We start from the raw sequence: 25,705 nt of genomic DNA, 5'->3' as shown, positions 1-25,705 counted from the left end.
AAAGGGGCGGGGCGCCCCGGCGCGGTTGGTCGGGAGGGATGCGGGCGGCGCCCGCCGTCAGTCGCCCGAGCAGGCGGCCGCGACCTTGGGCGAGGACACGAGCCATAGCACGAGTCCGCATAGCGCGAAGGCGGCGAGCGCCAGATAGGCGGTGGAATAGCCGAAGCGCGTGACGATCGCGCCGGCGATCGCCGGGCTCAGGCTGGCGCCGACGCCCTGCACCGTCATCACCGCGCCGAGGCCGGCGTTGATATGGCCGGTGCCGCGCAGCATCCGCGCCACGAGACCGGGCACCGCGACGCCGAGGAGGCCGGCGCCCACCCCGTCCAGCATCTGCACCGGAACCAGGGCGTAGGGGCTCGGCCAGAGGCCGGCGATCAGGCCGCGCAGGGGCAATGCGACCAGGGCGGCCACCAGCAGCAGGAAATAGCCGCGCCGCCCGGCGAAGCCCGCCGCCAGAAGCGCGATCGGGATCATGGTGAGCTGGGCGATGATCACGGTGGCGGCGGTGTAGGACACGGGGTCCGACAGCAGCGTCTGGATCGTGGAGTGCTGGCGCACCGGCTCGGCGGCGGGCCGCCCGGCGGTCGCCTGGCCGGGCGGGATCGAGGTGACGTCGCCCGCGGCCGACGACGCGCCGCTCTCGGCGGTCTCGGCCTGGGCGGCGACCTGCTGGCCGAGCAGCGGCAGCATGGCGCCGTTGCCGAAGTGGAACAGCATCAGCGTCGCGGCGAGGATCAGCAGCGGGCGCGAGCGCCACAGGACGCCGAAGCCGGACGGCGGCTCGCGCTCGGCCCCGTCCTCGCGGTCGAGGCCCCGCGCCACGTCGTGGTCGATGTCGCCGGGGCGGATCGACAGGACGGCGACGATCGAGCCCACCGCCATCAGGGTCATCAGCACGAACACGGCCGCGATGCCGAACTCGTAGCCGAAGAAGCCGGCGCCCGCCGCCGCGGCGACGTTGCCGCCGTGGTTCCAGGCCTCGTTGCGGCCGAGCTGGTGCGCCAGCCCCTTCTGGCCGACGATGCCGAGCGTCAGGCCGGCCAGCGCCGGACCGATCGCCGCGCCGGCGACGCCGGTGGCGATCTGCGAGGCGGTGACGAAGGCGAAGCTCGGAACGAACAGGATCGCCAGGGAGGCGACGATCACGAGCGCGGCGCAGAAGCCCACCATGAAGCGTTTGGCGCGTGAGGCGTCGGCCAGGGCGCCCAGCGGCGTCGTCGCCAGCATGCCCGCGATGCCGCCGATCGTCATCACCAGGCCGATCGTCGCCGCGCTCCAGCCCTGGCCGACCAGGAAGATGCCGAGGAACGGTCCGAGCCCGTCGCGCACGTCGGCCAGGAAGAAGTTGACGGCGCCGAGCGCGCGCACCGAGCGCGAGCGTGGCTGTGTCCCGTGCGCGATCGGCGGGGCGGCGGTGGTGCTCATGCGTGACGATCCCGGTGACGCGGCTCGCGGCGGCGGGTCGCCGGGCGTTCAGCCGGCTATCAAGTCCGCGTGATTGGAAATGGTTGCGCGCGGGGCGTGCGATTTCTCGCGCCAGCGCCGGCCGGCGCGGCCGAATGTAGTCCTGCCGCCCGGGCCCGTCGCGTTCCGGGCTTGCGGTGCGGGCGCGAACGGGCGACATCGGGGCGACGCCTCGCGCGCCTGTCGAAGCCAAGCCGAAGGAATGCCGACATGCAGCTCCAGACCCGCCTGAAAGACCCATCCCTCCTGCGCACGCAGGCCTTCGTGGGCGGCGAATGGGTGGACGCCGGGGGCACGATCGAGGTCGTCGACCCGGCCACCGGCGCGGTGATCGCCACCGTGCCCGACTGCGGCGCGGCCGAGACGCGCGCCGCGATCGAGGCCGCGGACAAGGCGTTTCCCGCATGGCGGCGCACGGCGCCCGCCGAGCGCGCGGCGATCCTGGAGCGCTGGAACGACCTGATCCTGGAGAACGCCGACGACCTCGCCGCCATCATGACGGCCGAGCAGGGCAAGCCGCTGGCCGAGGCGCGCGGCGAGGTGGCCTACGGCGCGAGCTTCGCCAAGTGGTTCGCGGAAGAGGCGCGGCGGATCTACGGCGACGCCTTCACCGGGCCGACCGGCGACCGGCGCATCCTGGTCCTGCGCGAGCCGGTGGGCGTGTGCGTCGCCATCACGCCCTGGAACTTCCCGATCGCGATGATCACCCGCAAGGCGGCCCCGGCCTTCGCCGCCGGCTGCCCGATCGTGCTCAAGCCGGCCGACCTGACGCCGTTCTGCGCCCTGGCCCTGGCCGCGCTGGCCGAGCGCGCGGGCATCCCCAAGGGCGTGTTCAGCGTGGTCACCGGCAAGGCCGCCCCGATCGGTGGCGAGATGACCGGCAACGAGACGGTGCGCAAGCTCTCCTTCACCGGCTCGACGCCGGTCGGCCGGCTCCTGATGGAGCAGTCGGCCAGGACGCTGAAGCGCCTGTCGCTCGAACTCGGCGGCAACGCGCCCTTCATCGTCTTCGACGACGCCGATCTCGACCAGGCGGTGGCGGGCGCCATGGCGTCGAAGTTCCGCAACGCGGGCCAGACCTGCGTGTGCGCCAACCGCATCCTGGTGCAGGACGGCATCTACGAGCGCTTCGCCGAGCGGCTGGCGGCCGAAGCCGCCCGGCTGAAGCTCGGCAACGGCTTCGACGAGGGCGTGACGGTCGGCCCGCTGATCAACGATGCGGCCGCCGAGAAGGTGGTGCGCCACATGGAGGACGCGCTGGCCAAGGGTGCCAAGCTGGTGCAGGGCGGCGCCGAGGCGGGGCGGGGCCGCCTCGTCGCGCCCACGGTGCTGACCGGCGCCGACACTTCGATGCTGCTCGCCAACGAGGAGACCTTCGGCCCGCTCGCCCCGCTGATCCGGTTCGGCGCGGAGGAGGAGGCGATCGCGATCGCCAACGACACGCCCTTCGGCCTCGCCTCCTATTTCTACACCCGCGACATCGGCCGCGCCTGGCGCGTCGGCGAGGCGCTGGAGTTCGGCATGGTGGGCCTCAACACGGGCTCGGTGTCGATGGAATCGGCGCCCTTCGGCGGCGTGAAGCAGTCGGGCCTCGGCCGCGAGGGCTCGGCCTACGGCATCGACGAGTACCTGGAGATCAAGGCGCTCCACATGGGCGGCCTCTGACGCCGGGGCGCGGCCCGAGAAGAAAGGGGTTGTGGGGGCCCGCGATCCGGGCTTCCCTCGGCGCGTTCGGCAAGGAACCGCTCCGATGAACCAGCACGCCCGCCCCAACCGTCCCGCCCTCGACAGCTACTGGATGCCGTTCACGGCCAACCGGCAGTTCAAACGCGCGCCGCGGCTTCTGGCGGGCGCCTCGGGCATGCACTACACCGACATGGACGGGCGCCCCGTGCTGGACGGCACGGCGGGCCTCTGGTGCGTCAACGCCGGCCACGGGCGGCGCGAGATCGCGAGCGCGGTGGAGCGCCAGCTCCTCCAGCTCGACTACGCGCCCTCCTTCCAGATGGGCCACCCGATCGCCTTCGAGTTCGCCGAGCGCCTCGCCGCGATCGCGCCGGGGCCGGAGGGACAGAGGCTCGACCGCATCTTCTTCACCGGCTCGGGCTCCGAATCGGTCGACACCGCGCTCAAGATCGCGCTCGCCTACCAGCGCGCGATCGGGCAGGGCACGAGGACGCGCCTGATCGGGCGCGAGCGCGGCTACCACGGCGTCGGCTTCGGCGGCATCTCGGTGGGCGGCCTCGTCAACAACCGCCGCGCCTTTCCGACCCTGCCGGGCACCGACCACCTGCGCCATACGCACGACATCGCGCGCAACGCCTTCACGCGCGAGGGGCTGCCCGCGCACGGGGCGGAACTGGCCGACGACCTCGAACGCCTCGTCGCCCTCCACGGCGCCGATACGATCGCCGCCGTAATCGTGGAGCCCGTCGCGGGCTCCACCGGCGTGCTCCTGCCGCCGGAAGGCTACCTCCAGCGCCTGCGCGAGGCGGCCACGCGCCACGGCATCCTCCTGATCTTCGACGAGGTCATCACCGGCTTCGGCCGCCTCGGCTCGCCCTTCGCGGCCGACCATTTCGGCGTGGTGCCGGACCTCGTGACGACGGCCAAGGGCCTGACCAACGGCGTGATCCCGATGGGCGCGGTGTTCGCCGGGCGCCACGTCCACGATGCGCTGATGCAGGGGCCGGAGGGCGCGATCGAGCTCTTCCACGGCTACACCTATTCGGGCCACCCAGCCGCCTGCGCGGCGGGGCTCGCGACGCTCGACATCTACGAGCGCGAGGGCCTTCTGACGCGCGCCGCCGCGCTCGCGGGCCACTGGGCGGGCGCGATGCACGACTTACGCGCGGCGCCGAACGTCGTGGACATCCGCACGATCGGCCTAGTGGCCGGCGTCGAGCTCGCCCCGCGCGAGGGCGCACCGGGGGCGCGCGCCTACGAGGTCTTCGTGGAATGCCTGGCGCGCGGGCTCCTGATTCGCGTCACCGGCGACATCGTCGCCCTGTCGCCGCCCCTCGTCGTGGAGGCGGGACAGATCGACGAGATGGCGGCGACGCTCGGCGAGGTGATCCGCGCGACACCCTGACCCGCTCAGGCGCGGGCCAGGAAGCGCTCGGCCGTTCGCAGCGACAGGGCCATGATGGTGAGCGCCGGATTGGCGATCAGCGCGCTCGGGAACACCGAGTTGTCGCAGATCCACAGGTTCTCGACCTCGTGGCTCCGGCCGTCCGGATCCACCACCGAATCGGCCGGGTCGGCGCCCATCCGGCAGGTGCCGATCGTGTGCGCGGTGCGCGGCAGGACGCGGATGTCCCGGCCGCCCGCCGCCTCCACGATGGCGCGCATGGTGCGCACCGCGTGGCGGTCGATCGCCTGCTCGTTCTCGCCGAGGCCGAAGCGCACCACGGCCTTGGGCACGCCGAACGCGTCCGCTTCGTCCGACAGCTCCAGCCGGTTCGCGTCCTGGGGAAGGCAGTCGGTGTTGATGCCGACGCCCGCCATGAAGCGGTAGCCGTCCATCGCCTCCACCAACGCGGCGCCCCAGAGGCCTGCGCCGCGCGCCAGGGTGGTGGCGAGGGTGAGCGGCATGACGCCGAGGCTCTGGATCAGGTACCCGCCCGCGAAGTCGGCGTCCGCGGGACGCACCATGTCCTCGGTCAGGAGCGAGGACGGATAGCCCCGCCAGCCGCGCATCTCCCCGTCGAAGCGGCCCCAGACCTGCGTCGCGCCGTGCGCCATGAAGTTGCGCCCGACCTGGCCGTTGCCGTTGGCCAGACCGCAGTGGAGCAGGAGGCGCGGGGTCTCGACGCCGCCGGCCGCCAGCACGAGGTGACGGCAGCGAAGCCGCAGGTCCTCGCCGCCCTGGCGATACACCACCGCGGTGACGCGGCCCGCCGCGTCCCGTTCCACGGTGTGGGCGCGCGCCTCGGGCCGGATCTCCGCGCCCAGGGCGACCGCCAGCGGCAGATAGGTCGTGTCCATGCTGGTCTTGGACCCGTTGCGGCAGCCCTGGTGGCAGGAGCCGCAGTTGACGCAGGCCTGCCGGAGCGGCGCCGCCTCCTGCGTCCGGTCGCGCGAGACCAGGGCGGCGGGCGCGTCGGTGGCGCGGATCCCGAGCGCCTCGCAGCCGCGCATCATCATGTCGGCCGAGGCGTTGCGGCGGGCCGGCGGCAGCGGATAGCGCCGGCCGGGATCCCAAGGGTAGTCGGCCGGGCCCGACACGCCGATGAACCGTTCGACGCGTTCGATGTAGCCGATCAGCTCGCGATGCCGGATCGGCCAGTCACGGCCCTCGCCGGTCCCCGAGCGCAGGGTCAGGTCGGCCTCGCTCGGGCGCGGCGTGAAGGCGCCCCAGTGCAGCGTCGAGCCGCCGACGCCCATGCCCGAATTGTTGGTCCCGAACGCGGTGGGCGTCGGCCCGCCCGACAGGCGCTCCTCCATCCAGTTGATGTCCGACCCTTCCATCTCGTCGGGCGTGTGCTCGCCCGGCTCGAAGTTGCGCCCGGCCTCCAGCGCCACCACGCTGAGGCCCTTGGCGGCCAGCATGGCCAGGAGCGGGGCGCCGCCGGCGCCCGTGCCCACCACCACGACGTCCACCGTCTCGTTCGCGCCGAAGCGGCGCATCGCGTCGAGCCTCATCGCACCGTCTCCGTCACCGGTTCCCACGCTTCCCGCTCGTCCGCCCCAAGGCGGTCGTAGCCCTCCTTGCGCTCCCCGTCGCCGCCGTTGGCGAACCCGTCGAAGCCGATCCGCGCCATGGTGGCCGGGTGCGCCAGCCACTGGCGCACCAGGTCGGTGCGAGCGTCCTCGAACCAGGCGGCCATCTGCTCGGCCGTGAGGGCCCCGTCGCCTTCGCGAAAGCGGCCCTCCGCCACGGCGGCGATGCGCGCGTCCCGTTCGGCGGGCGCGAGCGCGGCGAGCCCGTCGATCGCGTCGAGGGCGCGCGCATAGGCCTCGCGGTCGGGCGGCAGCACGGCGGGGCGCCAGCCGTCGCCGCGCCCGCGGGCGACCTCTTCCTCGACCCGCGCGGCGAGATCGATCGGCGGCCCGTCCTGCGGCACCACACGCTCGGCCAGCGCGCGAAGGGTGGCGCGCTGCGCATCGCCCAGGAACCCCCCCGGCGGGACGGGGTCGCTCGCCAGGATCCGGGCGGCGAAGATCGCGCGGGTGCGGGCGCTGACGCGCGGCGAGGCGATCAGGCGCACGTAGTCCGGCGGCACGGCGGGGCCCTGGCCGGCGCGCTCGTCCCAGAATCGCTCGATGGCCTCGGCGACGGCCTCGGCGCGCTCCAGCGGAAGCAGGTGGCCGGCTCCTTCGAGCACCTCCAGCGTGCCCCGCGGATAGGCCGGCATATTGGTGCGGCGCTGGCCGTCCGGCCCGAGGTCGCCGTCGGCGCCGCCCGCCAGCACCAGCGCGGGCAGGGGGGAGGCGCCGACCGTCCCCGACCAGTCCTCGCGGCTGCCGCGTTCCAGCCAGGCGGCCCAGGCTTCGGGCGCCGTGCGCGAGAGGTCCTCGCGCATGCGCGCGTCCGCCGCCTCGTGCAGGGGCGCGCCCACGTTGGCGTCGATGAAGCGGCGCGCGGTATCGGGGCCGAGCGGCCGGCCGTCGCGCACCCAGGACAGCATGTCCTCGCGGCGCGCCTCGTCCATCGGCTCGGGGCCCGGCGGCGACGCGGCCAGAAGGACGATGCCGGCGAGGCCGAACAGCGGCTCGTGGCCGGAGAGCACGCGGGCGGCCAGCACGGAGGCGACCTTGCCGCCCATGGAGTGTCCGGCCAGCAGCCAGCGTGACGGCAGGCGGTCCCGGATGTCCCGGACGACGTGCTCGACCATCCGCTCGACGCCGGTTCCGGCGGCGGGCGAGGCGTCGCCGAAGCCCGGCAGGTCGACGCCGATCACCTCGAAACGATCCGCGAGCCGTCCGGCGACGTCGTCGAAGGCGCGGCGGCTGGAGCCGAGGGCATGAAGAAACACGAGCGCCGGACGTTCGGGCGCGCAAGGGGCAGGGGACATGGGCTCCGCGAGGCTAGGGCACCCACCGGCGCGGCCGGCCGGGGGATGCGTCAGAGACGGCAGGCCGGCGCGGACCGGGGCGATCGCTACCCGCCCGTCCCGTGCCGGAACCTTTGAACCCGTCTAAGGTCTGGGCGGGCGGGCGGTTCCCCCGCCCCCTGCTGCAAACTGTCGCCCCGTGCGCCTCAGGCTGGACGGCGGAGCTGCCAGACCTCCTGCAGCATGGTGTCCACGATCTGGCGGAAACGCTTGTCGTCCAGCCGCTCGGCCAGGAATCGAAGCTCGATGATCCGCTCGATGAACTCGTCCTCGACCATGGAATGGACCTGGCTCTCGATCTCCTTGATCACGGCCACGAACAGCGTCGGCTCGCCGGCGCGGTTCATCTCCCACCGGCTGACGCTGCGCACGCGCACCACGCTGCCGTCGCCCAGACGAAGGCCGTAGACGTTGACCATCGGCTCGGAGCGCAGGAAGCTTCGCGCCAGGCGCTCGTAGACCACCTGCAGGTCGCTCGGCGCGATCCGGTCGCGATAGGTGGTGATGTCGATGCGGCGCGGGTCGGACGAGGAGAGGCCAAGGCGGGCGGCAAGGTCCGGCGTCAGCGACAGAGTGTTCTGGCCAAACTCCCAGACCAAGGTTCCTGCCAACATTCGTCCCCCGTTTCGGCCACAAAATCGTCATATGAGACGGCCTGTGCCCGATGCCAGCGTTTCCGCACGGGTTCCGGTCGCGCGACCATAAAACGCGCGGGTCGGGACGACCCGTCCGGCCGGGGTGCCGGGGGCGCGGCGGGCCGGTTCAGAACAGGTCGCCCTGGTCCCCGGCGGGCGCCGTCGCGCCCCGGCGCCGCGGCGCCTTCGCCGGTCGAGGCGCCTCGCCCTCGGTGCCCAGCGCGACCGCCGCGCGGCGGTGGCCCCGCGCGAATTCCAGCTCGAAGGCGGTGCCGGGCGGCAGGTCGTCGGCCCGTGTGATGGGCGTGTTGTCGGCACCGCGGACGATGGCGTAGCCGCGCTCCAGAACCTGGCGCGGATCGAGGCTGGCGGCCACGCGCCAGGCGCCGGCCAGCGCCACCTTGCGGCGTTCGGCGAGGTCGCGGAAGGCGCGGTCCATCCGCTCGCCCGCCTGGGCGAGGCGGAGGCGCGCCCGGTCGGAGCGGGCCGAGACCACGTGCGGGCGCAACGCGGCGTCGAGGCGCTCGAGCCGGTGCCGTTGGCGGGCGAGCGCGGCGCCCAGCGCATGGGCCATCCCGCCTTCGGCGTGCCGCAGGTCGGCGCGCCGGTCGCGGATCGCCGATTCGAGGCGGGCGGGCGACAGGAGCGCGCCGGCCTCGCCGAGCATGCGCCGGCGCTCGCCCGCGTAGAAGCGCAGGGCCCGCCCCAGCGCGGTCTCGGCCTCGTCCAGGCGGCGGCGCGGCAGCGAAAGGAGGAGGCCGGGCGAGGGCAGGGCGCGCGCGAGGTTGGCCACCGCGCGGCGCTCGGCCTGCAGCGTGCGCGAGACGGCGGCGGCCGAGCGCGCGTCCAGCGCCGCGAGCGCGGCCACGAGGTCGGCCCGCACCGGCACGGCCATCTCCGCCGCGCCGGTGGGCGTCGGCGCCCTCCGGTCCGCGGCGTGGTCGATCAGCGTCCAGTCGGTCTCGTGGCCGACGGCCGAGATCAGCGGGATCGCCGATCGCGCCGCCGCGCGCACCACGGCCTCGTCGTTGAAGCCCCAGAGATCCTCGAGGCTGCCGCCGCCGCGCGCCACGATCAGGACGTCGGGCCGTGGCAGGGGGCCGCCCGGCTCGATCGCGTTGAACCCGTCGATGGCCGCCGCGACCTCCTCGCCGCAGGTTTCGCCCTGCACCCGCACCGGCCACACCAGAACGTGCAAGGGGAAGCGGTCGGCGATGCGGTGGCGGATGTCGCGGATCACGGCGCCGGTGGGCGAGGTGACGACGCCCACGACGCGCGGCATGAAGGGCAGCGGGCGCTTGCGATCGGGGGCGAAGAGCCCCTCCGCCTCCAGCTTCAGCCGCCGCTCGTTCAGGAGCGCCATCAGCGCGCCGGCGCCCGCCGGCTGCATGTCCTCCACCACGATCTGGTACTTCGAGGAGCCGGGAAAGGTCGTCAGCCGGCCGGTAGCGACCACCTCCAGCCCTTCCTCGGGCTTGAAGGCGAGCTTGGCGAAGGTGGTGCGCCAGACCACGGCCTCGAGGCGGGCGCGCTCGTCCTTGAGCGCGAAATAGGCGTGGCCGGAGGAATGCGGGCCGCGATAGCCCGACACCTCGCCGCGCACCCGCACGTGGCCGAACCGATCCTCCACGGTCCGCTTCAGGGCGCCGGAAATCTCCGACACCGAGTATTCGGCGACGTTGGAGGCGGCCTCGCCCGCCTCCAGGGTCTCCACGGGCGCGGCGGCGGCGCGGGCGCGCTTCACCATCCGGCGACCCCGACGCCCGGCCGAAGGCGCTGCGAGCGGATCATGCGCGTTTCGGGAATGCGCGCCGCGATCGTCTCGGCCGGGGCGACGGGCAGGTTGCGCAGGCTTTCGCGGATGTGCTGCACCAGGGCCGTGACCGCGGAGGACTGTGCGTTGCGCCCGCGCATGAGCGCGATCTGGGCGTCCGGCAGGCGCGGGAAGCCCTCGTGCTCGGCCAGGACGCGCATGCCGGGGCGCAGGGCGCATTCGGGCAGCACGCTGACGGCCAGCCCGGCCAGCACCGCCGAGGTGACGATCTGCGCCGACCAGGAGGTGAACAGGATGCGGTGCTCGCGCCCCACGCGACGCAGCGCCTCGATCCCCTGCTGGCGCCAGGCGCAGTCCTGCCGCCCGATCGCCAGCGGCAGCACGGGCTGCTCGTGCACGGAATGGGCCGCCGAGGTGACGAAATGGAGCGGTTCGGTGCGCACGATCTCCGACCAAGCGCTGGTCTTGGTCGGGCAGACCAGCGCGAGGTCGAGGTGGTTCTTCTCGATGTGCTCGATCAGGCTCGAGGTCGTCTCGCAGGCGATCTGCAGCTCGACCTTCGGGTTGGAGCGCACGAAGCGGGCCATGATCTCGGGCAGGAACCGCTCGGCGTAGTCGTCCGGCAGGCCGATGCGCACGTGGCCCTCGATGGTCTCCTCGTCGAAGGCGAGCAGCGTCTCCTGGCTGAGCGAGAGCATGCGCCGGGCGAAGGTGAGCAGGCGCGCCCCGTCGTCGGTCAGCTTCACCGCGCGCCCGTTGCGCTCGAACAGGTCGGCGCCCAGCCGCTCCTCCAGCCGGCGAACCTGCATGGACACGGCCGACTGCGTCTTGAAGACCTCCTCCGCCGCGCGGGTGAAGCTCCCCGTGTCGACGATGGCGACGAAGGTGCGGAGTTGGTCGAGATCGAGGGGGGAAGCCATGGCGGCGATCCATCACGATTGATGATGACGCCCATAAGGAACATTCGTTGGCCTGATCCGTCAAGCGGGACTATCTCCCACATCGTCAGCACCGCGACGACCGCCACGAACCGCCGGACACCCCGTCCGCCGGACCGGCCCCGCCTTGCCCAGACGCACCGTATGGCCCTCGAAAGGAGACCTCGCCATGACGCTCGCCACGAAGACGCCCCGCTTCCGCCTCGCGGAAATCCTGGCCCCGTCCACCGGACTGGCCTTCCCCGCCCTTCGCGCGATCGTCCGCACGCTCCAGAACCGCCGCGCCGCCTATCGCGTGTCCGAGCTGCCGGACCACCTGCTCAAGGACATCGGCCTGAAGCGGGACGACGTGCACGAGGCGCTGCATGCCGACTGGCGCGAGGATCCGACCTTCAAGCTGGCCGTGAGCGCGGCGCGGCGCCGCGGCCGCGCGAACCTCGACTGAGGCGCATCGCCGCCGAGAACGAGAAGGCCGCCGCGAACGATCGCGGCGGCCTTTTTTCCGTCGGTCTTCTTCCTGGCGTCGGCGCTCGGGGCGCCGGCGGTCAGGCGTCCTCGCGCACGGCGCCCACGAGCTCGCCCGTCTGCACGGCGAGGATCTTGTCGACGCGCCGTCCATCGAGGTCCACGACCTCGAAACGCCAGCCGCCGTACTGGATCGATTCGCCGACCTCCGGGATGTGGCCGAACTGGTCCAGGATGAAGCCGGCCAGCGTCTCGTAGTCGCGCTCGCGCGGAAGCTGGGCGGAGCCGAGCGTGCGCTCCACGTCGTCGATCGGCATGCCGGCGTCGATCAGGAACGAGCCGTCCTCGCGGCGCACGGCCGCGTAATCCTCGTCCGCGCCCTCCGGCAGCGAGCCGGCGATGGCGGCGAGGATGTCGGTGGGCGTCACCACGCCCTCGAAGGAGCCGTATTCGTCGAGCACGATCGCCATGTGGATGTTGACCGCGCGGAACCGGTCGAGGAGCTTGAGCACCGGCATCGTCTCGTTGACGTAGAGCGGCTCGCGTACGGCGCTGCGCACGTCGATCGAGCCGGTCTTGCGGTACTGTTCCAGGAGCTCCTTGGCCTGGACCACGCCCACCAGGTCGTCGACGTCCTCGGAGGCCACGGGGAAGCGCGAGTGGCCGCTGGAATGGATCTCGTCCAGGATCGTGTCGGGCGTGTCGGCCAGCGAGATCCAGGCGACGTCGGGACGGGGCACCATGATGGAGCGCACGTTGCGATCGGCGATGCGCAGCACCCCCTCGATCATCTCGCGCTCCTTCTCCTCGAACACGCCCGACTCGGTGCCCTCGGCGATCATCGCCTTGACCTCCTCCTCGGTCACCGCGTTCTCGTTCTTCTCGTTGGCGCCGACCAGCTTGCCGACCGTCTCGGTGGAGACGCGCAGGAACCACACGATGGGCGCGCCGACCTTGGCCAGCCCGCGCATGGGCGCCGAGACGAAGCAGGCGATCGCCTCCGGGTTGGCGAGCGCGAACCGCTTGGGCACGAGTTCGCCGAGGATCAGCGAGAAGTAGGTGATGAGCACGACCACGAGGCCGAAGGCGGCGCCCTCGGCATAGGCGCCGATCACCGGCAGCGGGGCCAGGAACTCGGCCAGCGGGCCGGCGAAGGCCGAGCCGCCGTAGGCGCCGGCGAAGATGCCGACGAGCGTGATGCCGATCTGCACGGTGGACAGGAAGCTCGTCGGATCGTCGATCAGCTTGATCGCTCCTTCCGCCCCTCTCTTCCCGTTCTGTGCCATCTGCTGGAGACGGGCGCGGCGGGAAGAGACCACCGCCAGTTCCGACATCGCAAAAAAGCCGTTGAGAAATATCAGGAAGACGACGATCAGAAGGTTAGCGACTAGCATCCGGTATCCGTGAGGGAACCCATGTCCCTCTGTTGACGATACGCGCGATTATAAGTGGCAAGCGCCCGCTCTTCCAATAGCGATCACGTGCAAACTTGGCCGATGGCTTTGCGGCCGGCCGCAGGGCGGCCCCGGCGTCAGCCTGCGGGCGGGCGCGGGCCGGCCCCGTGCCGCTCGAACACGGCCAGCATCTCGCGCATGTAGTCCGCCTGGAGCGACTGGGCGCTGGCCAGCATGCCGGCGAAGGCGAAGGGATTGGCAGCCGCCGGGGCCTCCCGCGGCGTCGGCGCGGGTGCCGGGGGCGGCGCGGGCGCCGGCGGCGGGCGCATCCATCCCGTGGTCCAGGCGGTCATCAGCGCCATCGGGTCCATGGCGGCCGCCGCCGGGCCGGCCATCCAGGGCCAGCCGCGCAGCGCCCCGGCGAACAGGTCGGTCATCGCCTGGCCGGAGACGCGCGGCGCGTCGGCCGGCCGGCTGAAGGCCTCCAGCGCGTTGGCCGAGCGACGCATCGCCTCGGCCATGGCCTGGCCGGCCGGATCGGTCGGATAGGCGCCCGGCGCCTGGCCGGAAAAGGCGGCCATGGTCTGCAGCATGGACTGGAACGACAGGAGCCCGAGGGCGGGCATCATCTTCTCGATCACGTCCGGCGCCTGCCCGCTGAGGAGCGAGGCCTGGCGCGCCACGGCGCCCGCCAGCTCCGGGCCGAACAGGGTGCGCACGAAGGCCTCGCCCGCCTCGCGGGGGGGAAGCGCGGTGGCGCCGCCCGCCGGCAGGGCCGGCGCGAATCCGCGCAGCAGGCGCCCCCAGGTGTCGGGGTCCAGCATGGAGCGCTGGAACCCCAGCATGAAGGCCGGCACCAGCGCGTCCGTGGTGCGGCGCATCTCCTCGTGGCTGAGCCGGAACTGGTTCGCCAGGCGGTCCGCCAAGACGCCCGCGTCGGTCGCGGTGAGCCAGTCGAAGAAATCGGTCATTCCGGCCCCCCTGTTCCGTGCGGCACCCGCACGGCGCGACCGTCAGAATGACGCGAGCGCGCGGCGCTGCCAAGCCGCCGGGCGCAAATCCGCGCCGTGCCGCGTCCGTCTCAGTAGGCGAGATGCCGGAACAGCGGCTCCATCCGCTCGCCCCAGGCGCCCCGGTAGAGGCGCAGGAGCTCCTCGGCCGCCGTTTCGCCGCGCGCCAGGATGTCGTCCAGCGGTGCCAGGAACACGGTCTCGTCGTGACCCTCCTCGTTGAGGCGCGCCCGCGCCCGCAGGCCGCGGCGGGCGATCGCGAGGGCGGGACGCGCCAGGTCCATCACGGTGCCGTCCCGGAACGGCGTGGCGAGGCCACGCTCGGGCACCGTCGCGCGCAGGCGCGAGGCCTCGGCGAAGTCGATGTCGCGGACCAGCGCCTCCACCTCGTCCAGCGCGTCCGCGTCGTAGAGCAGCCCGGTCCAGAAGGCCGGCAGGGCGCAGATGCCGCGCCAGGGGCCGCCGTCGGCGCCGCGCATCTCGATGAACCGCTTGAGCCGCACGTCGGGAAACAGGGTCGACAGGTGGTTGGCCCAGTCGCCCATGTTGGGTTCGGGCGATTCGATGCGGCCGCGCAGCGCGCCGTCCAGGAACTGGCGGAAGGTCACGTCGGTGGCGTCGTGGTAGTGCCCCTCGCGCATCGCGAAGTACATCGGCACGTCCAGCGCCCACTCCACGTAGTCGCGATAGCCGAAATCCTCCTCGAACACGAAGGGCAGCAGCCCCGAGCGCCGGTTGTCGACGTCGGACCACACGTCGGATCGCCAGGACAGGAGGCCGTTGGGGCCGCCTTCCGTGAAGGGCGAGTTGGCGAACAGGGCCGAGGCGACCGCCTGGAGGCGCATGCCGACCTGCATCTTGCGCCGCATGTCCGCCTCGGAGGCGAAGTCGAGGTTCACCTGGATGGTGGCGGTGCGGAACATCATGTCGAGGCCGCGCGTGCCGACCTTGGGCATGTAGCGCGCCATGATGGCGTAGCGCGACTTCGGCATCACCGGCGTCTCGGCCAGCGACCAGAGCGGGCTCGCCCCGATGCCGAGGAAGCGCAGCCCGAGCGGGTCGGCCACCTGGCGCAGGTCGGCGAGGTGGCGCCCGGTCTCGCGGCAGGTCTGGTGCAGCGTCTCGAGCGGCGCGCCCGACAGCTCGAACTGGCCGCCCGGCTCCAGCGAGATGGCGCCCTGGCCGCCGGCGCCCGCCAGGCCGATGATGCGCCCCTCGTCCAGGATCGGCTCCCAGCCGGACAGGGCGCCCATCTCCTCCAGAACGCGGCGGATGCCGCGCTCGCCCTCGTAGGGCACGGGCGACAGGTCCGCGGCGTTGAAGCCGAACTTCTCGTGCTCGGTGCCGATCCGGAACGCGTCGGCCGGCTTCTCGCCTTCCCGGATATGGGCGACCAGTTCGTCGGTCGAGCGGATCGGGGTCAGGTCGGTCGTGTCGCGCGCCATCGGGGGCTCCGGCCAGTCGTCGGGATCGCCTGCCGGACCATCGGACCGTCAGGGTGCCAGGGTGTCTGTCCGCTTTCGCGGCGCCAGGCAAGGGCTTTCGGGTGAACGGTGCGGCCGCCCTAGCTGGCCGCCCAGTCGCCGGCGCTGGCCTGGATGGCGGCGAGCGCGGCGACGGCGGCCGTGTCGGCCCGCAGGATGCGGGGGCCGAGCGAAATCCGCACGACGTTAGGGGCGGCCGCGAGGCTCTCGCGCTCGCCCGCCGAGAAGCCGCCTTCCGGGCCGATCAGAAGGCTCAGCGGCCGGCCCGCCAGGGAAGCGAGCGCCGCCAGCGGGCTCGCCGCCTCCGCCCGCTCGTCGCAGAAGATCAGGACGCGCGCCGGATCGCGGGTCGCCAGGAACCGGTCGAAGCGCAGCGCCTCGCGGCATTCGGCCACGGACAGGATGCCGCACTGCTCGGCCGCCTCCACCGCGTTGGCGCGCATGCGCTCGAGATTGACGCGCGGCGCCTGGACATGCTGCGTCAGCACCGGCTGGAGCACGCCCGCGCCCATCTCCACCGCCTTCTGCACCATGTAGTCGAGCCGCGCGCTCTTGAGCGGCGCGAAGCAGTAGTGGAGGTCGCCCGGCGCGTCCTGCTCGCGCCGGCGCGCTTCCGGCACCAGCGCGAGGCGCTTCTTGCCCTGGCGGCGCAGGCGCGCCGCCCATTCGCCGTCCCGCCCGTTGAACACGAGAACCGTCGCGCCCTCGTCGAGGCGCAAGACGTTGAGAAGGTAGTTCGTCTGCGGCGCATCCGCCTCCACCACCTCGTCCGGCCGCAGCGGCGCATCCAGGAACAGGCGCGGGCCGGAGAAGTCGTGGTCGGGCATCCGGGTCCTCGGGCGGGCGGCGGGCCGAACGGGCCGGCTCGTCACCCCGTTGTAGCGAGCCGCCCCGCGATTTCCACCCGCCCGTGCCGGGAAGGGTGCGCCGGGGCGCCGCGTTCAGGGGGCGGCCGTCGCGTGGCGGGCCTCGCGGGTCCGCCGCTCGGCCACGAAGCGGTCCCACCGGTCGCCGATCGGTCCGAGGCCGAACCAGATCGCCAGGGTGAGGGCGAAGGACAGGTAGGCATCCACGGCATAGTGCCAGCCGAGATGGATCGAGCCGAGGAACACCATCACGAGGTGGAGCGCGAAGGCCGCGCGCACCCACCGATGGAGCTTCCACGCGGCCAGCAGCATCAGGAGGGCCATGGCGTTGTGCAGGCTGGGCATCGCCGAGATGCCGTATCCTTCGATCCCGGCCCGATGCACGGCCCAGAGCATCTCCTGCAGATCGAGCGCCATCAAGGGGAACTGCGCGTCGGCCTGCCGCAGGTATTCCATGAGCGGGAGGTAGGGATCCGCGCCATCGACCACGTGGCCGTAGTAGCAGGGCCCCACGGAGGAGAAGACCGTCGCGAGCAGGGTGCCGCCGACGGTCCACAGGAGCACGAAGCTCGCCAGGAAGCGCGTGCGTCCCGCGGTGCCGCCCGGCTGGCTGTGGTGGAAGAAGAACATGCCCCACATCAGCGTGAACCAGAGGCTGTAGTTGAGGTTCAGGACGAAGGTGACGAACGGGTATCCGAGGATCGGCTGCAGCAGCTCCCACGGTGCCGTCCCGCCGTGCAGCGCGAGGTCGAGCCGCTGGAACGTCGCGTCCCAGAGGAAGCCTCCCGCCATCAGCGGGATGTCGGTCTTGGCGTCGGCGAAGACGATCATCAGCACCGAGCCTGCGAGCGCCACGGGCGCCCAGCGTTCCAGCCAGCCGCCGCGCAGGGCGGCGCCCGCGTCCGACGCCATCCGGCGGATTGGACTGGCCGGCTTCGTCACGAAGAAGCAGCGAAGGGCGCCGATCGCGGTGGCGGTGATGGCGGCCATCATGATGAAGACCGCCAGCCTGTCGGGCACGCGCACCAGGATGTCGGCGAGACTCTCACGCGTCGCGAGCAGGGCGCAGGCCGTGTAGAGCGCGACGAGGCCGATCGCGGGAGCGTCCGTCAGGAGGCCGATGCGCAACTGCGCCACGTTGATCCGAACGGACCGGCGACTCGCTCGGACGTCCTCGACTAAAGCGGACATGGCTCGTTCCCCGACTGATGCGATCCGTTCGCGGCGCGCCGCACCATGCCGGCCCCTATCTGAACGAACCGCTTCCGTTTCCCGCCGTGGGGCCATGCCCGTCGCATTCCGGTGGGCATGGTGAACATCCGGTTCCGTCCCGGCCGGCGTGCCGGTCGTCCCTCACGGCCGCGCCGCCGCCGCCCTGCTCCCGGCGCCGGCGCGGATGCCGGCTTCGACGCGCGCCGGCCGGTCCAGCGCCGCGACCACCCGCGTGGCGAGGGCCTGCGCGCCCCAGAAGAAGAGCGCTCCGCCGGCGAGGTCCAGCATGTAGTGCGAACCGTGCAGCAGGATCGCGGGCGCCATCGCGAGGTTGATGGCGAGGTAGGGGTAGCGCAGGATCGGCGCCTCCCACGCGAACCGGACGCACAGGAGCGCCAGCACCGTGTGGAACGACGGAAATCCGATCAGGCCGGTCATCGCCCCGGGCGCGATCCTGTCGGGGCCGTGGCGCACGAGGTGCAGGAGTTCGGCGCCGGCCTCCATGCCGACCGCCGGCGCGACGATCCGCGCCGCCTCGGGCGAGATCGCCTGGAAGGCCGAGATGCTGATCGACGGGAACAGGCCCCAGAAGGCGACGGTCGCGACCGACGCGAACACCAGCGTGACCTGCATCCGATCCAGCGTGTTCCATCGCCGGAGCCCGGTCAGCACCACGATCAGGACCGCGATCTGCATCAGCGTCGAGGCGTAGATCCAGCCCAGGAGCCGGGCGAGATGCGGCACGCCGGCGCTCCACTCCACCCAGTCGCTCCATCGGTAGCCGATCAGCGCGTCGAAGCGCGCGAGCCACGGGTCGAGCGGGAAGCCGAAATTGGGCAGGAGCAGGTAGTTGTAGGTGGCCAGTGCCGACGTGAACAGGAGCAGCAGGGCGATGGACAGCATGCCGGACGCGATCCGCTCGTCGCGCCCGGTGAGCCGGTAGACAATTCCCACGAGCGCCAGCACCGCCACGACATAGGCCTGCATCCGGTATCCGGGGATGTCGATCGGCGCGCCGCGCAGCGGCGCCACCACCGCGACAATGAGGCACGCGCAGGCAAGAGCCGTCGCGAGGATGCGTTCGCCGGGGCGCGCGAGGAGGCGGTCGAGGATCATGCCGGCGACGCTAGCGCCGCTCGGGTTGCGATCCGGTGAAGGCCGGGGCGCCGTCAGGCCGCCGACGCCTCCAGGGCCCGGCCGTAGGTCGCCGCGTCCGCCTCGCTGAAGCAGCACAGGACGATGCGCCGGAAGTGGCCGCCCGCCGCCGCCGCCAGCGCCTCGCGCGCCGCGATCCGGGCCGCCCGGGCCTTCGGGAAGCCGTAGACCCCGGTGGAGATCGCGGGAAAGGCGAGCGTGCGCAGGCCGTTGTCGAGCGCCAGGGCGAAGCAGGCGCGGTAGGCGCCGGCCAGCACCGCGTCCTCGCCCCGCTCGCCGCCGTGCCAGACCGGCCCCACCGTGTGGATCACCCGTTGGGCGGGCAGGCCGTAGCCGAAGGTGATGCGCGCCTCGCCCGCCGGGCAGCCGCCGATCGTGCGGCATTCCTCCAGGAGCTCGGGCCCGGCCGCGCGGTGGATCGCACCGTCCACGCCCCCGCCGCCGAGAAGGCTGGAATTGGCGGCGTTGACGATCGCGTCCAGCGCCAGGCGCGTGATGTCGCCGGTCACGACCTCGATCGCGGCGCCGCCCTTCTCGATCCGCACCATGTCGTCCTCCTCGCCCGGCCGGTCCGGCGCGTCCCGCCTCGATCCGCGCGCTCCGGGTTTCGTGACGGATCGGAATTGCTCTAGTCTGGCTTCGGGACCAGGAGGATAAATAAGACCGGGAGGTGCCGATGACCATCGCGATGCCCAAGCCAAGGACCGAGATCCTCGCCCGTCGCGCCGCCATCGTCGCGGCGATGCGGGCGATCGTGCCCGGCGAGGGGGTGGTGGACGCCGCGGTCGAGATGCGCGTCTTCGAGACCGACGCGCTCACCGCCTATCGCCAGCTCCCGCTGGTCGTGGTGCTGCCGGAGACGGTGCCCCAGGTCGCCGCGATCCTGCGCTACTGCAACGAGAATGAGGTGCCGGTCGTGCCGCGCGGGGCGGGCACCTCGCTGTCGGGCGGCTCGCTGCCGCTGGCCGACGGGGTGCTGCTCGTGCTGTCGCGCTTCAACCGGATCCTCGAGGTCGACTTCGACAACCGCTGCGCCGTGGTGCAGCCGGGCGTCACCAATCTCGGCATCACCAAGGCCGTGGAGCATGCCGGCTTCTACTACGCGCCCGACCCGTCCTCGCAGATCGCCTGCTCGATCGGCGGCAACGTCGCGGAGAACTCGGGCGGCGTCCACTGCCTGAAATACGGGCTCACGGCCAACAACGTCATGGGCGTCGAGTTCGTCACCGTCGAGGGCGAGGTGATCCGCCTCGGCGGCAAGCATCTCGACGCCGAGGGCTACGACCTCCTGGGGCTGCTGACGGGCTCGGAGGGGCTGCTCGGCGTCGTCACCGAGGTGACGGTGCGCATCCTGCAGAAGCCCGAGACGGCGCGCGCCGTGCTGATCGGCTTCCCGACCTCGGAGGAGGCCGGCGCCTGCGTCGCCGCGATCATCGCGCGCGGGATCATCCCCGGCGGCATGGAGATGATGGACGCGCCCGCCATCCGCGCCGCCGAGGACTTCGTCCATGCCGGCTACCCGCTGGACGTCGAGGCGCTTCTGATCGTCGAGCTGGACGGACCCGGAGCGGAGGTCGACCATCTCCTGCGGGAGGTCGAGGCGATCGCCGGCGCCAACGGCGCCACCACGACGCGCGTCTCGCAGTCGGACGCCGAGCGCATGAGCTTCTGGGCCGGGCGCAAGGCGGCGTTTCCGGCCGTCGGGCGCATCTCGCCCGACTATCTGTGCATGGACGGGACGATCCCGCGCCGGGAGCTGCCGCGCGTTCTGGCGGGGATGCGCGCCTTGTCGCAGAAGCACCGGCTGCGCGTGGCCAACGTGTTCCACGCCGGCGACGGCAACCTGCACCCGCTGATCCTCTACGACGCCTCCAAGGACGACGAGCTGCAGCGCGCCGAGGATTTCGGCGCCGACATCCTGCGCCTCTGCGTCGAAGTCGGCGGCGTGCTCACCGGCGAGCACGGGGTCGGCATCGAGAAGCGCGACCTGATGCCCGTCATGTTCGGCGAGGACGATCTGCGCCACCAGCAGCGGGTCAAATGCGCCTTCGACGCCAAGCATCTCCTCAACCCCGGCAAGATGTTCCCGGTGCTGCACCGCTGCGCCGAGCTCGGCCGGCTCCATGTCCACAAGGGGCAACTGCCCTTTCCCGAGCTTCCCCGGTTCTGATGTCGATCGCCTCGTCCCCCGCCCCCTCTCCCGCGCCGTCCCCCGCCGTACAGGGCGAAACGCTCGCTCCCCGCTCGCCCGAGGAGGTGCTGGCGATGGTCGCCGAGGCGCTCGCGGCCGAAGCTCCGCTCGCCGTGGAGGGCTCGGGGTCCAAGGCCGGGCTCGGGCGCCCGGTCCAGGCGGCACGCACCCTGTCGCTGGCAGGCCTTGCCGGCATCCACTTCTACGAGCCGGAGGAGCTGGTCCTTTCGGCGCGCGCCGGCACGCCCATCGCCGAGATCGAGGCGCTGGCGGACGCGCACGGCCAGCGCCTCGACTTCGAGCCGATGGACTACGGCCCCCTCCATGGACGCCCGCGGGGCCTCGGCACGCTCGGAGGCGTCGTCTCGTGCAACCTGTCCGGCCCGCGCCGGCTGAAGCAGGGTGCGGCGCGCGACCACATCCTCGGGCTGTCGGCCGTCTCGGGCCGCGCCGAAGCCTTCAAGGCGGGCGGTCGCGTCGTCAAGAACGTGACCGGCTACGACCTGTCCAAGGGGCTGACCGGGGCGTTCGGCACGCTGGCCGTCCTGACCGACGTGACCATCAAGGTCATGCCCAAGCCGCCGGCCGAGACGACGCTGGTGCTGCGCGGGCTCGACGACGAGGCCGCGGCCGGCGCCATGGCCGCGGCCATGGGCTCCTCGGCCGAGGCGTCCGGCGCGGCGCACCTGCCCTACGGCGTCGCCGAGCGCGTGGCCGGGGGCGCGCTCGGCCGCGAGGCGGCCACCGCGATCCGGCTCGACGGGATCGGTCCCTCGGTGGAGGCGCGCGCCGCCCATCTCGGCGTCGGCCTCGCGCGCGTCGGACCGCTGGAGCGGCTGGAGGGCGAGGCGTCGGCCACCTTCTGGCGGGACGTGCGCGACGTGATCCCCTTCGCCGACGGAACGGCGCGCCCGGTCTGGCGCGTCTCGATGACGCCGACGCGCGCGCCGGGCTTCGTGATGGCCCTTCGCATGCGCTTGGCGGCCGAGGTCTTCTACGACTGGCAGGGCGGTCTGGTCTGGCTGCGCCTCGACGGCGCGGCGCAGGGCGAGACGGTGCGCGCCGAACTCGCCCGGCACGGCGGCGGCCATGCGACGCTGGTGCGCGCGAGCCTGGCCGAGCGGGCCGCCGCGCCCGTGTTCCAGCCGCAGCCCGCGCCGCTCGCCGCGCTGTCGCGGCGGCTGAAGGACCAGTTCGACCCCAAGGGCATCCTCAACCCGGGGCGGATGGACTGAGAAGGAGATGGTGATGACGCTGAGCGAGACCTTGGATACCATCATCGACGGAGCGCACGCGGCAAACGATCAGTTTCTGACGCTGTCGGGCGGTGCTTCCGTTGGCGAGTACGGCATCGAACCTTTCGTATCGTCCAACATCGCGATGCGGCTTTGGAAGACCATGAACGCCCACAAAGGCGAGATCCCCGCAAACCAGCCGGAGTTGACCAAGTTCGCCGTCACCCTCGAGACGCCATTCTGGGAGATCGCGGACGAAGCCGGCAGTCGTCGCGCGGGGCGTCCGGTGGCGAGATTCAGTCAGGGCGAACGTGTCGACGTCGTCGTTTGGAATGGGGACAATCGTCCGATCGGCGTCGTGGAGGTCAAACGCGACTTCTCCTTCCCCGCGATGAGAAAGGATATCGACCGAATTTCCCATCTTCTAGCCAAACATGGCCATTCGGCCGGCGGCAGTCTGAAATGGGGAAGCATCGTCGGGTTGCGCGCCGTTTGGGGAGAGAGCCCCAGAGCACCGGAGACGGTGCTCGGAGATTTCGTGAGCAAGCTCGAAAGCTGCGACGAGCTATCGAATATGAACTTTCGCGAAAGGCATCGGTCGCAGAGGCTGGATCACCCAAATGAGTACGAAGGGCGAAAATTCTGGGGTTTTGATGCCTTCGCCATTATCTTCCGAATGAAGCGAGCGTAATGCAAACCGCGTTCACCCCCGAAGCCCTCCGCGATCCCGAGACCGCCCACACCGAGGGCATCGTGCGGAAATGCGTGCATTGCGGCTTCTGCACGGCGACCTGCCCGACCTACGTGACGCTCGGCAACGAGCTCGATTCCCCGCGCGGGCGCATCTACCTCGTCAAGGAGATGCTGGAGAACGACCGGCCGGCGGACGAGCGGACGGTCACCCATATCGACCGCTGCCTGTCCTGCCTTGCCTGCATGACCACCTGCCCGTCGGGCGTGAACTACATGCATCTCGTGGACCACGCGCGGGCCCATATCGAGCGGACCTACCGGCGCCCGCTGCCCGACCGGCTGATCCGGCTCGCGCTGGCCAAGATCCTGCCCCATCCGAGCCGGTTCCGGCTGGCGCTCCGGCTGGCCCGGCTCGGGCGGCCCTTCGCGGGCGTGCTGGACGCCGTCGGCCCGCTGAAGCCGCTGGCGGCCATGCTCCGGCTGGCGGCCGCCGCGCTGCCGCCGTCGCCGGCGCCCGTTCCGCCGCTCGCCACCGGCCGGCGCGTCGCGATCCTCGCCGGCTGCGCCCAGCGGGTGCTGGATCCCGGCATCAACGCGGCCGCCGCCCGCCTCCTGGGGCGGCTCGGCGTCGAGGTCGTGCGGCCGCCGGGCGAGGGGTGCTGCGGCGCGCTGGTGCATCACATGGGGCGCGAGGCGGAAGCGCTCGCGCAGGCGCGCCGCATGGTGGACCTCTGGACGCGCGAGATCGAGGGGCGGGGGCTCGAGGCGATCGTGGTCACCGCGTCGGGCTGCGGCACAACGATCAAGGACTACGGCCATATGCTGCGCCTCGATCCGGCCTATGCCGAGAAGGCGGCGCGCGTGTCGGCGCTGGCCCGCGACGTCACCGAATATCTCGCCGGGCTCGACCTGCCGGCACCGGCGCGCCCGGTCGGGGCCGTGGTCGCCTACCACTCCGCCTGCTCCATGCAGCACGGGCAGAAAATCACCGGCGCGCCCAAGGCGCTGCTCGCCCGGGCCGGCTTCACCGTGCGCGACGTGCCGGAAGGGCATCTGTGCTGCGGCTCGGCCGGGACCTACAACATCCTGCAGCCCGAGATCTCGGCGAAGCTGCGCGGGCGCAAGGTCGCCCATATCGAGAGCCTGCGGCCGGACGTGATCGCCACCGGCAACATCGGCTGCATGACGCAGATCGGCTCGGCCACCGCGATCCCGATCGTCCACACGGTGGAACTCCTGGACTGGGCCCATGGCGGCGAACGCCCGGCGGCGCTGGAGGGCCTCGCCGCGCCGGCACGGGCCGGATAGCGCGACGCGGAACGGCCCGCCGCGGGCGGGCCGTCGCCGATCGATGGACCGAAGCGGCCGGTCAGCCGCCGAACACGGCCGACAGGAGGCCCTTCCGGCCGACCTGGCGCAGGGTGCCGGTCTCCTGCACGAGGCGGTTCGGCTGGCCCGGCCCGATCACCACGACACGCGTGCCGCGCGCCGCCCGCTCGTAGAGGTGGGAGACGTCCTCGTTCATCATGCGGATGCAGCCCGAGGACATGTTGAGGCCGATCGTCCAGGGCTGGTTGGTGCCGTGGATGCGGAACATCGAATCGCCGCCGCCGCGATACAGGTAGAGCGCGCGCGCGCCGAGCGGATTGTCCGGGCCGCCGGGCATGTAGGCCGGCAGGATGCGGCCCTTGGCCTTCTCGCGCACCCGCATGGCGGCCGGCGGCGTCCAGCCGGGCCACTCGGCCTTGCGGCCCACCGACATGGTGCCGCCCCAGGAGAAGCCGTCCTTGCCGACGCCCACGCCGTAGCGCGTCGCCGTGCCCTGGCCCTCGATGAAGTACAGGAACTTCCGGTCCGTATCGATCACGATCGTGCCGGGCTTCTCCTTGGTCGAGATGGCGACGGTCTGCCGGGCGAAGCGCGCGTCGGGCTTGCGCATCATCTGCGTCTTGCGCTCGACCTGGTCCTGGCGGATGCGGGCCCGGTCGCCCGAGATCCACCGGGCGCTCGCGTGGTCGTAGACCCGCACCTGCGGTTCCGCCCGGGCGGCGAGGGGCGCGGCGAACGGCGAAAGGCCTACCACGAGGGCAAGGAGAAGGGGCGTCGTCTTCATGGGCGTTGCGTCCTTTTCGTAAGGGCCGGGCAGGGCGGATATGGGCCGATCAAGGCCTATGGGGCGCGGCTTGTCAGCCGTGCCGGAAGATCGGTTGTGGTTTTGCAACCCTCTGTTGCAGTCAGAGCACGACCACGCGGGTGCCGACGCCGACGCGCTCGTAGAGGTCCATCACGTCCTCGTTGCGCATGCGGATGCAGCCGGACGACACGGATTGGCCGATGGTCCAGGGCTGGTTGGTGCCGTGGATTCGATAGAGGGTGGAGCCGAGATACAGGGCGCGCGCGCCTAAGGGGTTCTCCTCGCCGCCGGGCATGTGGGCCGGCAGGATGCGGCCCTTGGCGCGCTCGCGGGCGATCATCTCGGCCGGCGGCGTCCAGCCGGGCCACTCGGCCTTGCGGGTGATCTTGTGGCTGCCGGACCAGCCGAAGCCCTCCTTGCCGACGCCCACGCCGTAGCGCATGGCGCGGCCGCCGGCCTCGACGTGGTAGAGGTAGTGCGCGCGCGTATCCACCACGATCGTGCCCGGCGCGTAGCCGCCGTCGTAGTCCACCCGCCGGGGCAGGAAGGCGGGGTCCATGCCGCGCGGCCGGGTGGCGCGGGACGCGGCGGCGCGGGCCGGCGCGGCCGAGGCGGAGGCGAAGACCGGTGCCCCGGTGCGGCGCTCGCGCAGCACGCCGGCCGAGCGGGGCGCGGCGGGCGCCGCCTGCCCGAAGACCACCGGCGCGCGGCCGGCGCGATAGGCGCCGAGCGGCTGCATCGGCCCGCCGCCCTCGGGGATCACGCCCACCGGGATGTTGCCCTCGAACACCACCGTGCCGGGTGCCGCCGGCGGGGCGAGATGGCGCCGCGCGTAGCCCGGCACGACGCCCGAGCCGGGCGAGAGCTGCCGCACCCAGGGTTCGGCGACGTCGGGCGGCACGGAGAGCGGGCGGCGGTCGCGCGCCTCGGCCGGCAGGGCGAGCGAGCCGAGGAGCGACATCGCGCAGAGCGCGTGGAGGAGGCGCATGGGAACAA

General features: G+C 72.4%; 22 protein-coding genes. 7 read left to right on the top strand and 15 right to left on the bottom strand.

The window, feature by feature from the left end; all coding sequences use genetic code 11:
• Positions 1-57 precede the first annotated feature (57 nt).
• Entirely contained in the window at positions 58-1,428 is a 1,371-nt protein-coding gene (locus D3218_RS03900; protein ID WP_119538603.1) for an MFS transporter, read from the bottom strand.
• Between the two features lie 249 nt (positions 1,429-1,677).
• Here D3218_RS03900 and D3218_RS03895 point away from each other — a divergent pair, with 249 nt between their 5' ends.
• Together D3218_RS03895 and aptA are read left to right on the top strand one after the other, a co-directional pair.
• Positions 1,678-3,132 (top strand): NAD-dependent succinate-semialdehyde dehydrogenase, encoded by a 1,455-nt coding sequence (locus D3218_RS03895; protein WP_119538602.1) that lies wholly within the window; start codon positions 1,678-1,680, stop codon positions 3,130-3,132.
• Between the two features lie 85 nt (positions 3,133-3,217).
• A complete protein-coding gene (gene aptA, locus D3218_RS03890) occupies positions 3,218-4,558 on the top strand; it encodes an omega-aminotransferase AptA (RefSeq protein ID WP_119538601.1) in 1,341 nt (446 codons plus the stop codon).
• 5 nt (positions 4,559-4,563) lie between these two features.
• Here aptA and D3218_RS03885 read toward each other — a convergent pair whose 3' ends face one another.
• The 5 genes from D3218_RS03885 to D3218_RS03865 form a co-directional block, all read right to left on the bottom strand.
• Positions 4,564-6,111, bottom strand: coding sequence for a GMC family oxidoreductase (locus tag D3218_RS03885; protein WP_119538600.1), 1,548 nt, complete (start codon positions 6,109-6,111; stop codon positions 4,564-4,566).
• The gene (locus D3218_RS03880) at positions 6,108-7,484 is read right to left on the bottom strand and encodes an alpha/beta hydrolase (RefSeq protein WP_119538599.1); all 1,377 of its coding nucleotides are present in this window, start codon (positions 7,482-7,484) and stop codon (positions 6,108-6,110) included. Before D3218_RS03880 ends, D3218_RS03885 begins: the two co-directional genes overlap by 4 nt.
• 185 nt (positions 7,485-7,669) lie before the next feature.
• Positions 7,670-8,137 (bottom strand): hypothetical protein, encoded by a 468-nt coding sequence (locus tag D3218_RS03875; protein ID WP_136625054.1) that lies wholly within the window; start codon positions 8,135-8,137, stop codon positions 7,670-7,672.
• 148 nt (positions 8,138-8,285) lie between these two features.
• The gene (gene xseA, locus D3218_RS03870) at positions 8,286-9,905 is read right to left on the bottom strand and encodes an exodeoxyribonuclease VII large subunit (protein ID WP_119538597.1); all 1,620 of its coding nucleotides are present in this window, start codon (positions 9,903-9,905) and stop codon (positions 8,286-8,288) included.
• Positions 9,899-10,852, bottom strand: coding sequence for a LysR substrate-binding domain-containing protein (locus D3218_RS03865; protein ID WP_119538596.1), 954 nt, complete (start codon positions 10,850-10,852; stop codon positions 9,899-9,901). Before D3218_RS03865 ends, xseA begins: the two co-directional genes overlap by 7 nt.
• 187 nt (positions 10,853-11,039) lie before the next feature.
• Here D3218_RS03865 and D3218_RS03860 point away from each other — a divergent pair, with 187 nt between their 5' ends.
• Positions 11,040-11,315, top strand: coding sequence for a DUF1127 domain-containing protein (locus tag D3218_RS03860; RefSeq protein ID WP_119538595.1), 276 nt, complete (start codon positions 11,040-11,042; stop codon positions 11,313-11,315).
• A 100-nt stretch (positions 11,316-11,415) separates the two neighbouring features.
• Here the strand turns inward: D3218_RS03860 and D3218_RS03855 are convergent, their stop codons facing one another.
• The 7 genes from D3218_RS03855 to D3218_RS03825 all read right to left on the bottom strand — a co-directional run bounded on the left by D3218_RS03855 (position 11,416) and on the right by D3218_RS03825 (position 19,004).
• Entirely contained in the window at positions 11,416-12,729 is a 1,314-nt protein-coding gene (locus D3218_RS03855; RefSeq protein ID WP_119538594.1) for a hemolysin family protein, read from the bottom strand.
• A gap of 137 nt (positions 12,730-12,866) precedes the next feature.
• A complete protein-coding gene (locus tag D3218_RS03850) occupies positions 12,867-13,700 on the bottom strand; it encodes a hypothetical protein (protein ID WP_119538593.1) in 834 nt (277 codons plus the stop codon).
• Positions 13,701-13,810: 110 nt separating this feature from the next.
• Complete coding sequence (locus D3218_RS03845; protein WP_119538592.1) at positions 13,811-15,184, bottom strand: glutamate--cysteine ligase; 1,374 nt, start codon at positions 15,182-15,184, stop codon at positions 13,811-13,813.
• A 119-nt stretch (positions 15,185-15,303) separates the two neighbouring features.
• Positions 15,304-16,050 (bottom strand): 16S rRNA (uracil(1498)-N(3))-methyltransferase, encoded by a 747-nt coding sequence (locus tag D3218_RS03840; protein WP_119538591.1) that lies wholly within the window; start codon positions 16,048-16,050, stop codon positions 15,304-15,306.
• A 114-nt stretch (positions 16,051-16,164) separates the two neighbouring features.
• On the bottom strand, positions 16,165-17,226 hold the full coding sequence (locus D3218_RS03835; RefSeq protein ID WP_136625053.1) for a phosphatase PAP2 family protein: 1,062 nt from the start codon (positions 17,224-17,226) through the stop codon (positions 16,165-16,167).
• Between the two features lie 216 nt (positions 17,227-17,442).
• Complete coding sequence (locus D3218_RS03830; protein ID WP_119538589.1) at positions 17,443-18,417, bottom strand: phosphatase PAP2 family protein; 975 nt, start codon at positions 18,415-18,417, stop codon at positions 17,443-17,445.
• A gap of 53 nt (positions 18,418-18,470) precedes the next feature.
• A complete protein-coding gene (locus tag D3218_RS03825; RefSeq protein WP_119538588.1) occupies positions 18,471-19,004 on the bottom strand; it encodes an O-acetyl-ADP-ribose deacetylase in 534 nt (177 codons plus the stop codon).
• 128 nt (positions 19,005-19,132) lie between these two features.
• On the opposite strand from D3218_RS03825, the gene D3218_RS03820 reads away from it, so the two are divergent.
• Genes D3218_RS03820 through glcF form a run of 4 tightly spaced genes read left to right on the top strand, consistent with a single transcriptional unit; the run spans position 19,133 to position 23,883 of the window.
• Positions 19,133-20,626, top strand: a complete 1,494-nt coding sequence (locus D3218_RS03820) for an FAD-linked oxidase C-terminal domain-containing protein (RefSeq protein ID WP_119538587.1) — start codon at positions 19,133-19,135, stop codon at positions 20,624-20,626.
• Positions 20,626-21,882: a glycolate oxidase subunit GlcE gene (gene glcE, locus D3218_RS03815; RefSeq protein ID WP_119538586.1), complete on the top strand. Its 1,257-nt coding sequence runs from the start codon at positions 20,626-20,628 to the stop codon at positions 21,880-21,882. Before D3218_RS03820 ends, glcE begins: the two co-directional genes overlap by 1 nt.
• A 13-nt stretch (positions 21,883-21,895) precedes the next feature.
• Entirely contained in the window at positions 21,896-22,573 is a 678-nt protein-coding gene (locus tag D3218_RS03810; RefSeq protein ID WP_119538585.1) for a hypothetical protein, read from the top strand.
• The gene (gene glcF / locus D3218_RS03805; RefSeq protein WP_119538584.1) at positions 22,573-23,883 is read left to right on the top strand and encodes a glycolate oxidase subunit GlcF; all 1,311 of its coding nucleotides are present in this window, start codon (positions 22,573-22,575) and stop codon (positions 23,881-23,883) included. The genes D3218_RS03810 and glcF overlap by 1 nt, the downstream gene beginning before the upstream one ends.
• A gap of 61 nt (positions 23,884-23,944) precedes the next feature.
• Here glcF and D3218_RS03800 read toward each other — a convergent pair whose 3' ends face one another.
• Together D3218_RS03800 and D3218_RS03795 are read right to left on the bottom strand one after the other, a co-directional pair.
• On the bottom strand, positions 23,945-24,688 hold the full coding sequence (locus D3218_RS03800; RefSeq protein ID WP_168990405.1) for a L,D-transpeptidase: 744 nt from the start codon (positions 24,686-24,688) through the stop codon (positions 23,945-23,947).
• A 121-nt stretch (positions 24,689-24,809) separates the two neighbouring features.
• On the bottom strand, positions 24,810-25,697 hold the full coding sequence (locus D3218_RS03795) for a L,D-transpeptidase (protein WP_119538583.1): 888 nt from the start codon (positions 25,695-25,697) through the stop codon (positions 24,810-24,812).
• Positions 25,698-25,705: the final 8 nt, after the last annotated feature.

The organism is Aureimonas flava (genome assembly GCF_003583935.1).
In the GTDB taxonomy this organism is placed as follows: Bacteria; Pseudomonadota; Alphaproteobacteria; order Rhizobiales; family Rhizobiaceae; genus Aureimonas; species Aureimonas flava.
The sequence above is the reverse complement of the archived record's forward strand: the minus strand, read 5'-3'. Positions and strand labels throughout refer to the sequence as shown.

What these genes read in the sequence shown, in the direction of transcription:
- D3218_RS03865 (WP_119538596.1), bottom strand. Translation starts at nt 10,852, where the DNA reads ATGGCTTCCCCCCTCGATCTCGACCAACTCCGCACCTTCGTCGCCATC.
- D3218_RS03860 (WP_119538595.1), top strand. Translation starts at nt 11,040, where the DNA reads ATGACGCTCGCCACGAAGACGCCCCGCTTCCGCCTCGCGGAAATCCTG.
- D3218_RS03880 (WP_119538599.1), bottom strand. Translation starts at nt 7,484, where the DNA reads ATGTCCCCTGCCCCTTGCGCGCCCGAACGTCCGGCGCTCGTGTTTCTT.
- D3218_RS03845 (WP_119538592.1), bottom strand. Translation starts at nt 15,184, where the DNA reads ATGGCGCGCGACACGACCGACCTGACCCCGATCCGCTCGACCGACGAA.
- D3218_RS03830 (WP_119538589.1), bottom strand. Translation starts at nt 18,417, where the DNA reads ATGATCCTCGACCGCCTCCTCGCGCGCCCCGGCGAACGCATCCTCGCG.
- D3218_RS03895 (WP_119538602.1), top strand. Translation starts at nt 1,678, where the DNA reads ATGCAGCTCCAGACCCGCCTGAAAGACCCATCCCTCCTGCGCACGCAG.
- D3218_RS03820 (WP_119538587.1), top strand. Translation starts at nt 19,133, where the DNA reads ATGACCATCGCGATGCCCAAGCCAAGGACCGAGATCCTCGCCCGTCGC.
- D3218_RS03885 (WP_119538600.1), bottom strand. Translation starts at nt 6,111, where the DNA reads ATGAGGCTCGACGCGATGCGCCGCTTCGGCGCGAACGAGACGGTGGAC.
- D3218_RS03810 (WP_119538585.1), top strand. Translation starts at nt 21,896, where the DNA reads ATGACGCTGAGCGAGACCTTGGATACCATCATCGACGGAGCGCACGCG.
- glcF (WP_119538584.1), top strand. Translation starts at nt 22,573, where the DNA reads ATGCAAACCGCGTTCACCCCCGAAGCCCTCCGCGATCCCGAGACCGCC.
- aptA (WP_119538601.1), top strand. Translation starts at nt 3,218, where the DNA reads ATGAACCAGCACGCCCGCCCCAACCGTCCCGCCCTCGACAGCTACTGG.
- D3218_RS03825 (WP_119538588.1), bottom strand. Translation starts at nt 19,004, where the DNA reads ATGGTGCGGATCGAGAAGGGCGGCGCCGCGATCGAGGTCGTGACCGGC.
- D3218_RS03800 (WP_168990405.1), bottom strand. Translation starts at nt 24,688, where the DNA reads ATGAAGACGACGCCCCTTCTCCTTGCCCTCGTGGTAGGCCTTTCGCCG.
- D3218_RS03850 (WP_119538593.1), bottom strand. Translation starts at nt 13,700, where the DNA reads ATGACCGATTTCTTCGACTGGCTCACCGCGACCGACGCGGGCGTCTTG.
- xseA (WP_119538597.1), bottom strand. Translation starts at nt 9,905, where the DNA reads ATGGTGAAGCGCGCCCGCGCCGCCGCCGCGCCCGTGGAGACCCTGGAG.
- D3218_RS03900 (WP_119538603.1), bottom strand. Translation starts at nt 1,428, where the DNA reads ATGAGCACCACCGCCGCCCCGCCGATCGCGCACGGGACACAGCCACGC.
- D3218_RS03855 (WP_119538594.1), bottom strand. Translation starts at nt 12,729, where the DNA reads ATGCTAGTCGCTAACCTTCTGATCGTCGTCTTCCTGATATTTCTCAAC.
- D3218_RS03795 (WP_119538583.1), bottom strand. Translation starts at nt 25,697, where the DNA reads ATGCGCCTCCTCCACGCGCTCTGCGCGATGTCGCTCCTCGGCTCGCTC.
- D3218_RS03875 (WP_136625054.1), bottom strand. Translation starts at nt 8,137, where the DNA reads ATGTTGGCAGGAACCTTGGTCTGGGAGTTTGGCCAGAACACTCTGTCG.
- glcE (WP_119538586.1), top strand. Translation starts at nt 20,626, where the DNA reads ATGTCGATCGCCTCGTCCCCCGCCCCCTCTCCCGCGCCGTCCCCCGCC.
- D3218_RS03840 (WP_119538591.1), bottom strand. Translation starts at nt 16,050, where the DNA reads ATGCCCGACCACGACTTCTCCGGCCCGCGCCTGTTCCTGGATGCGCCG.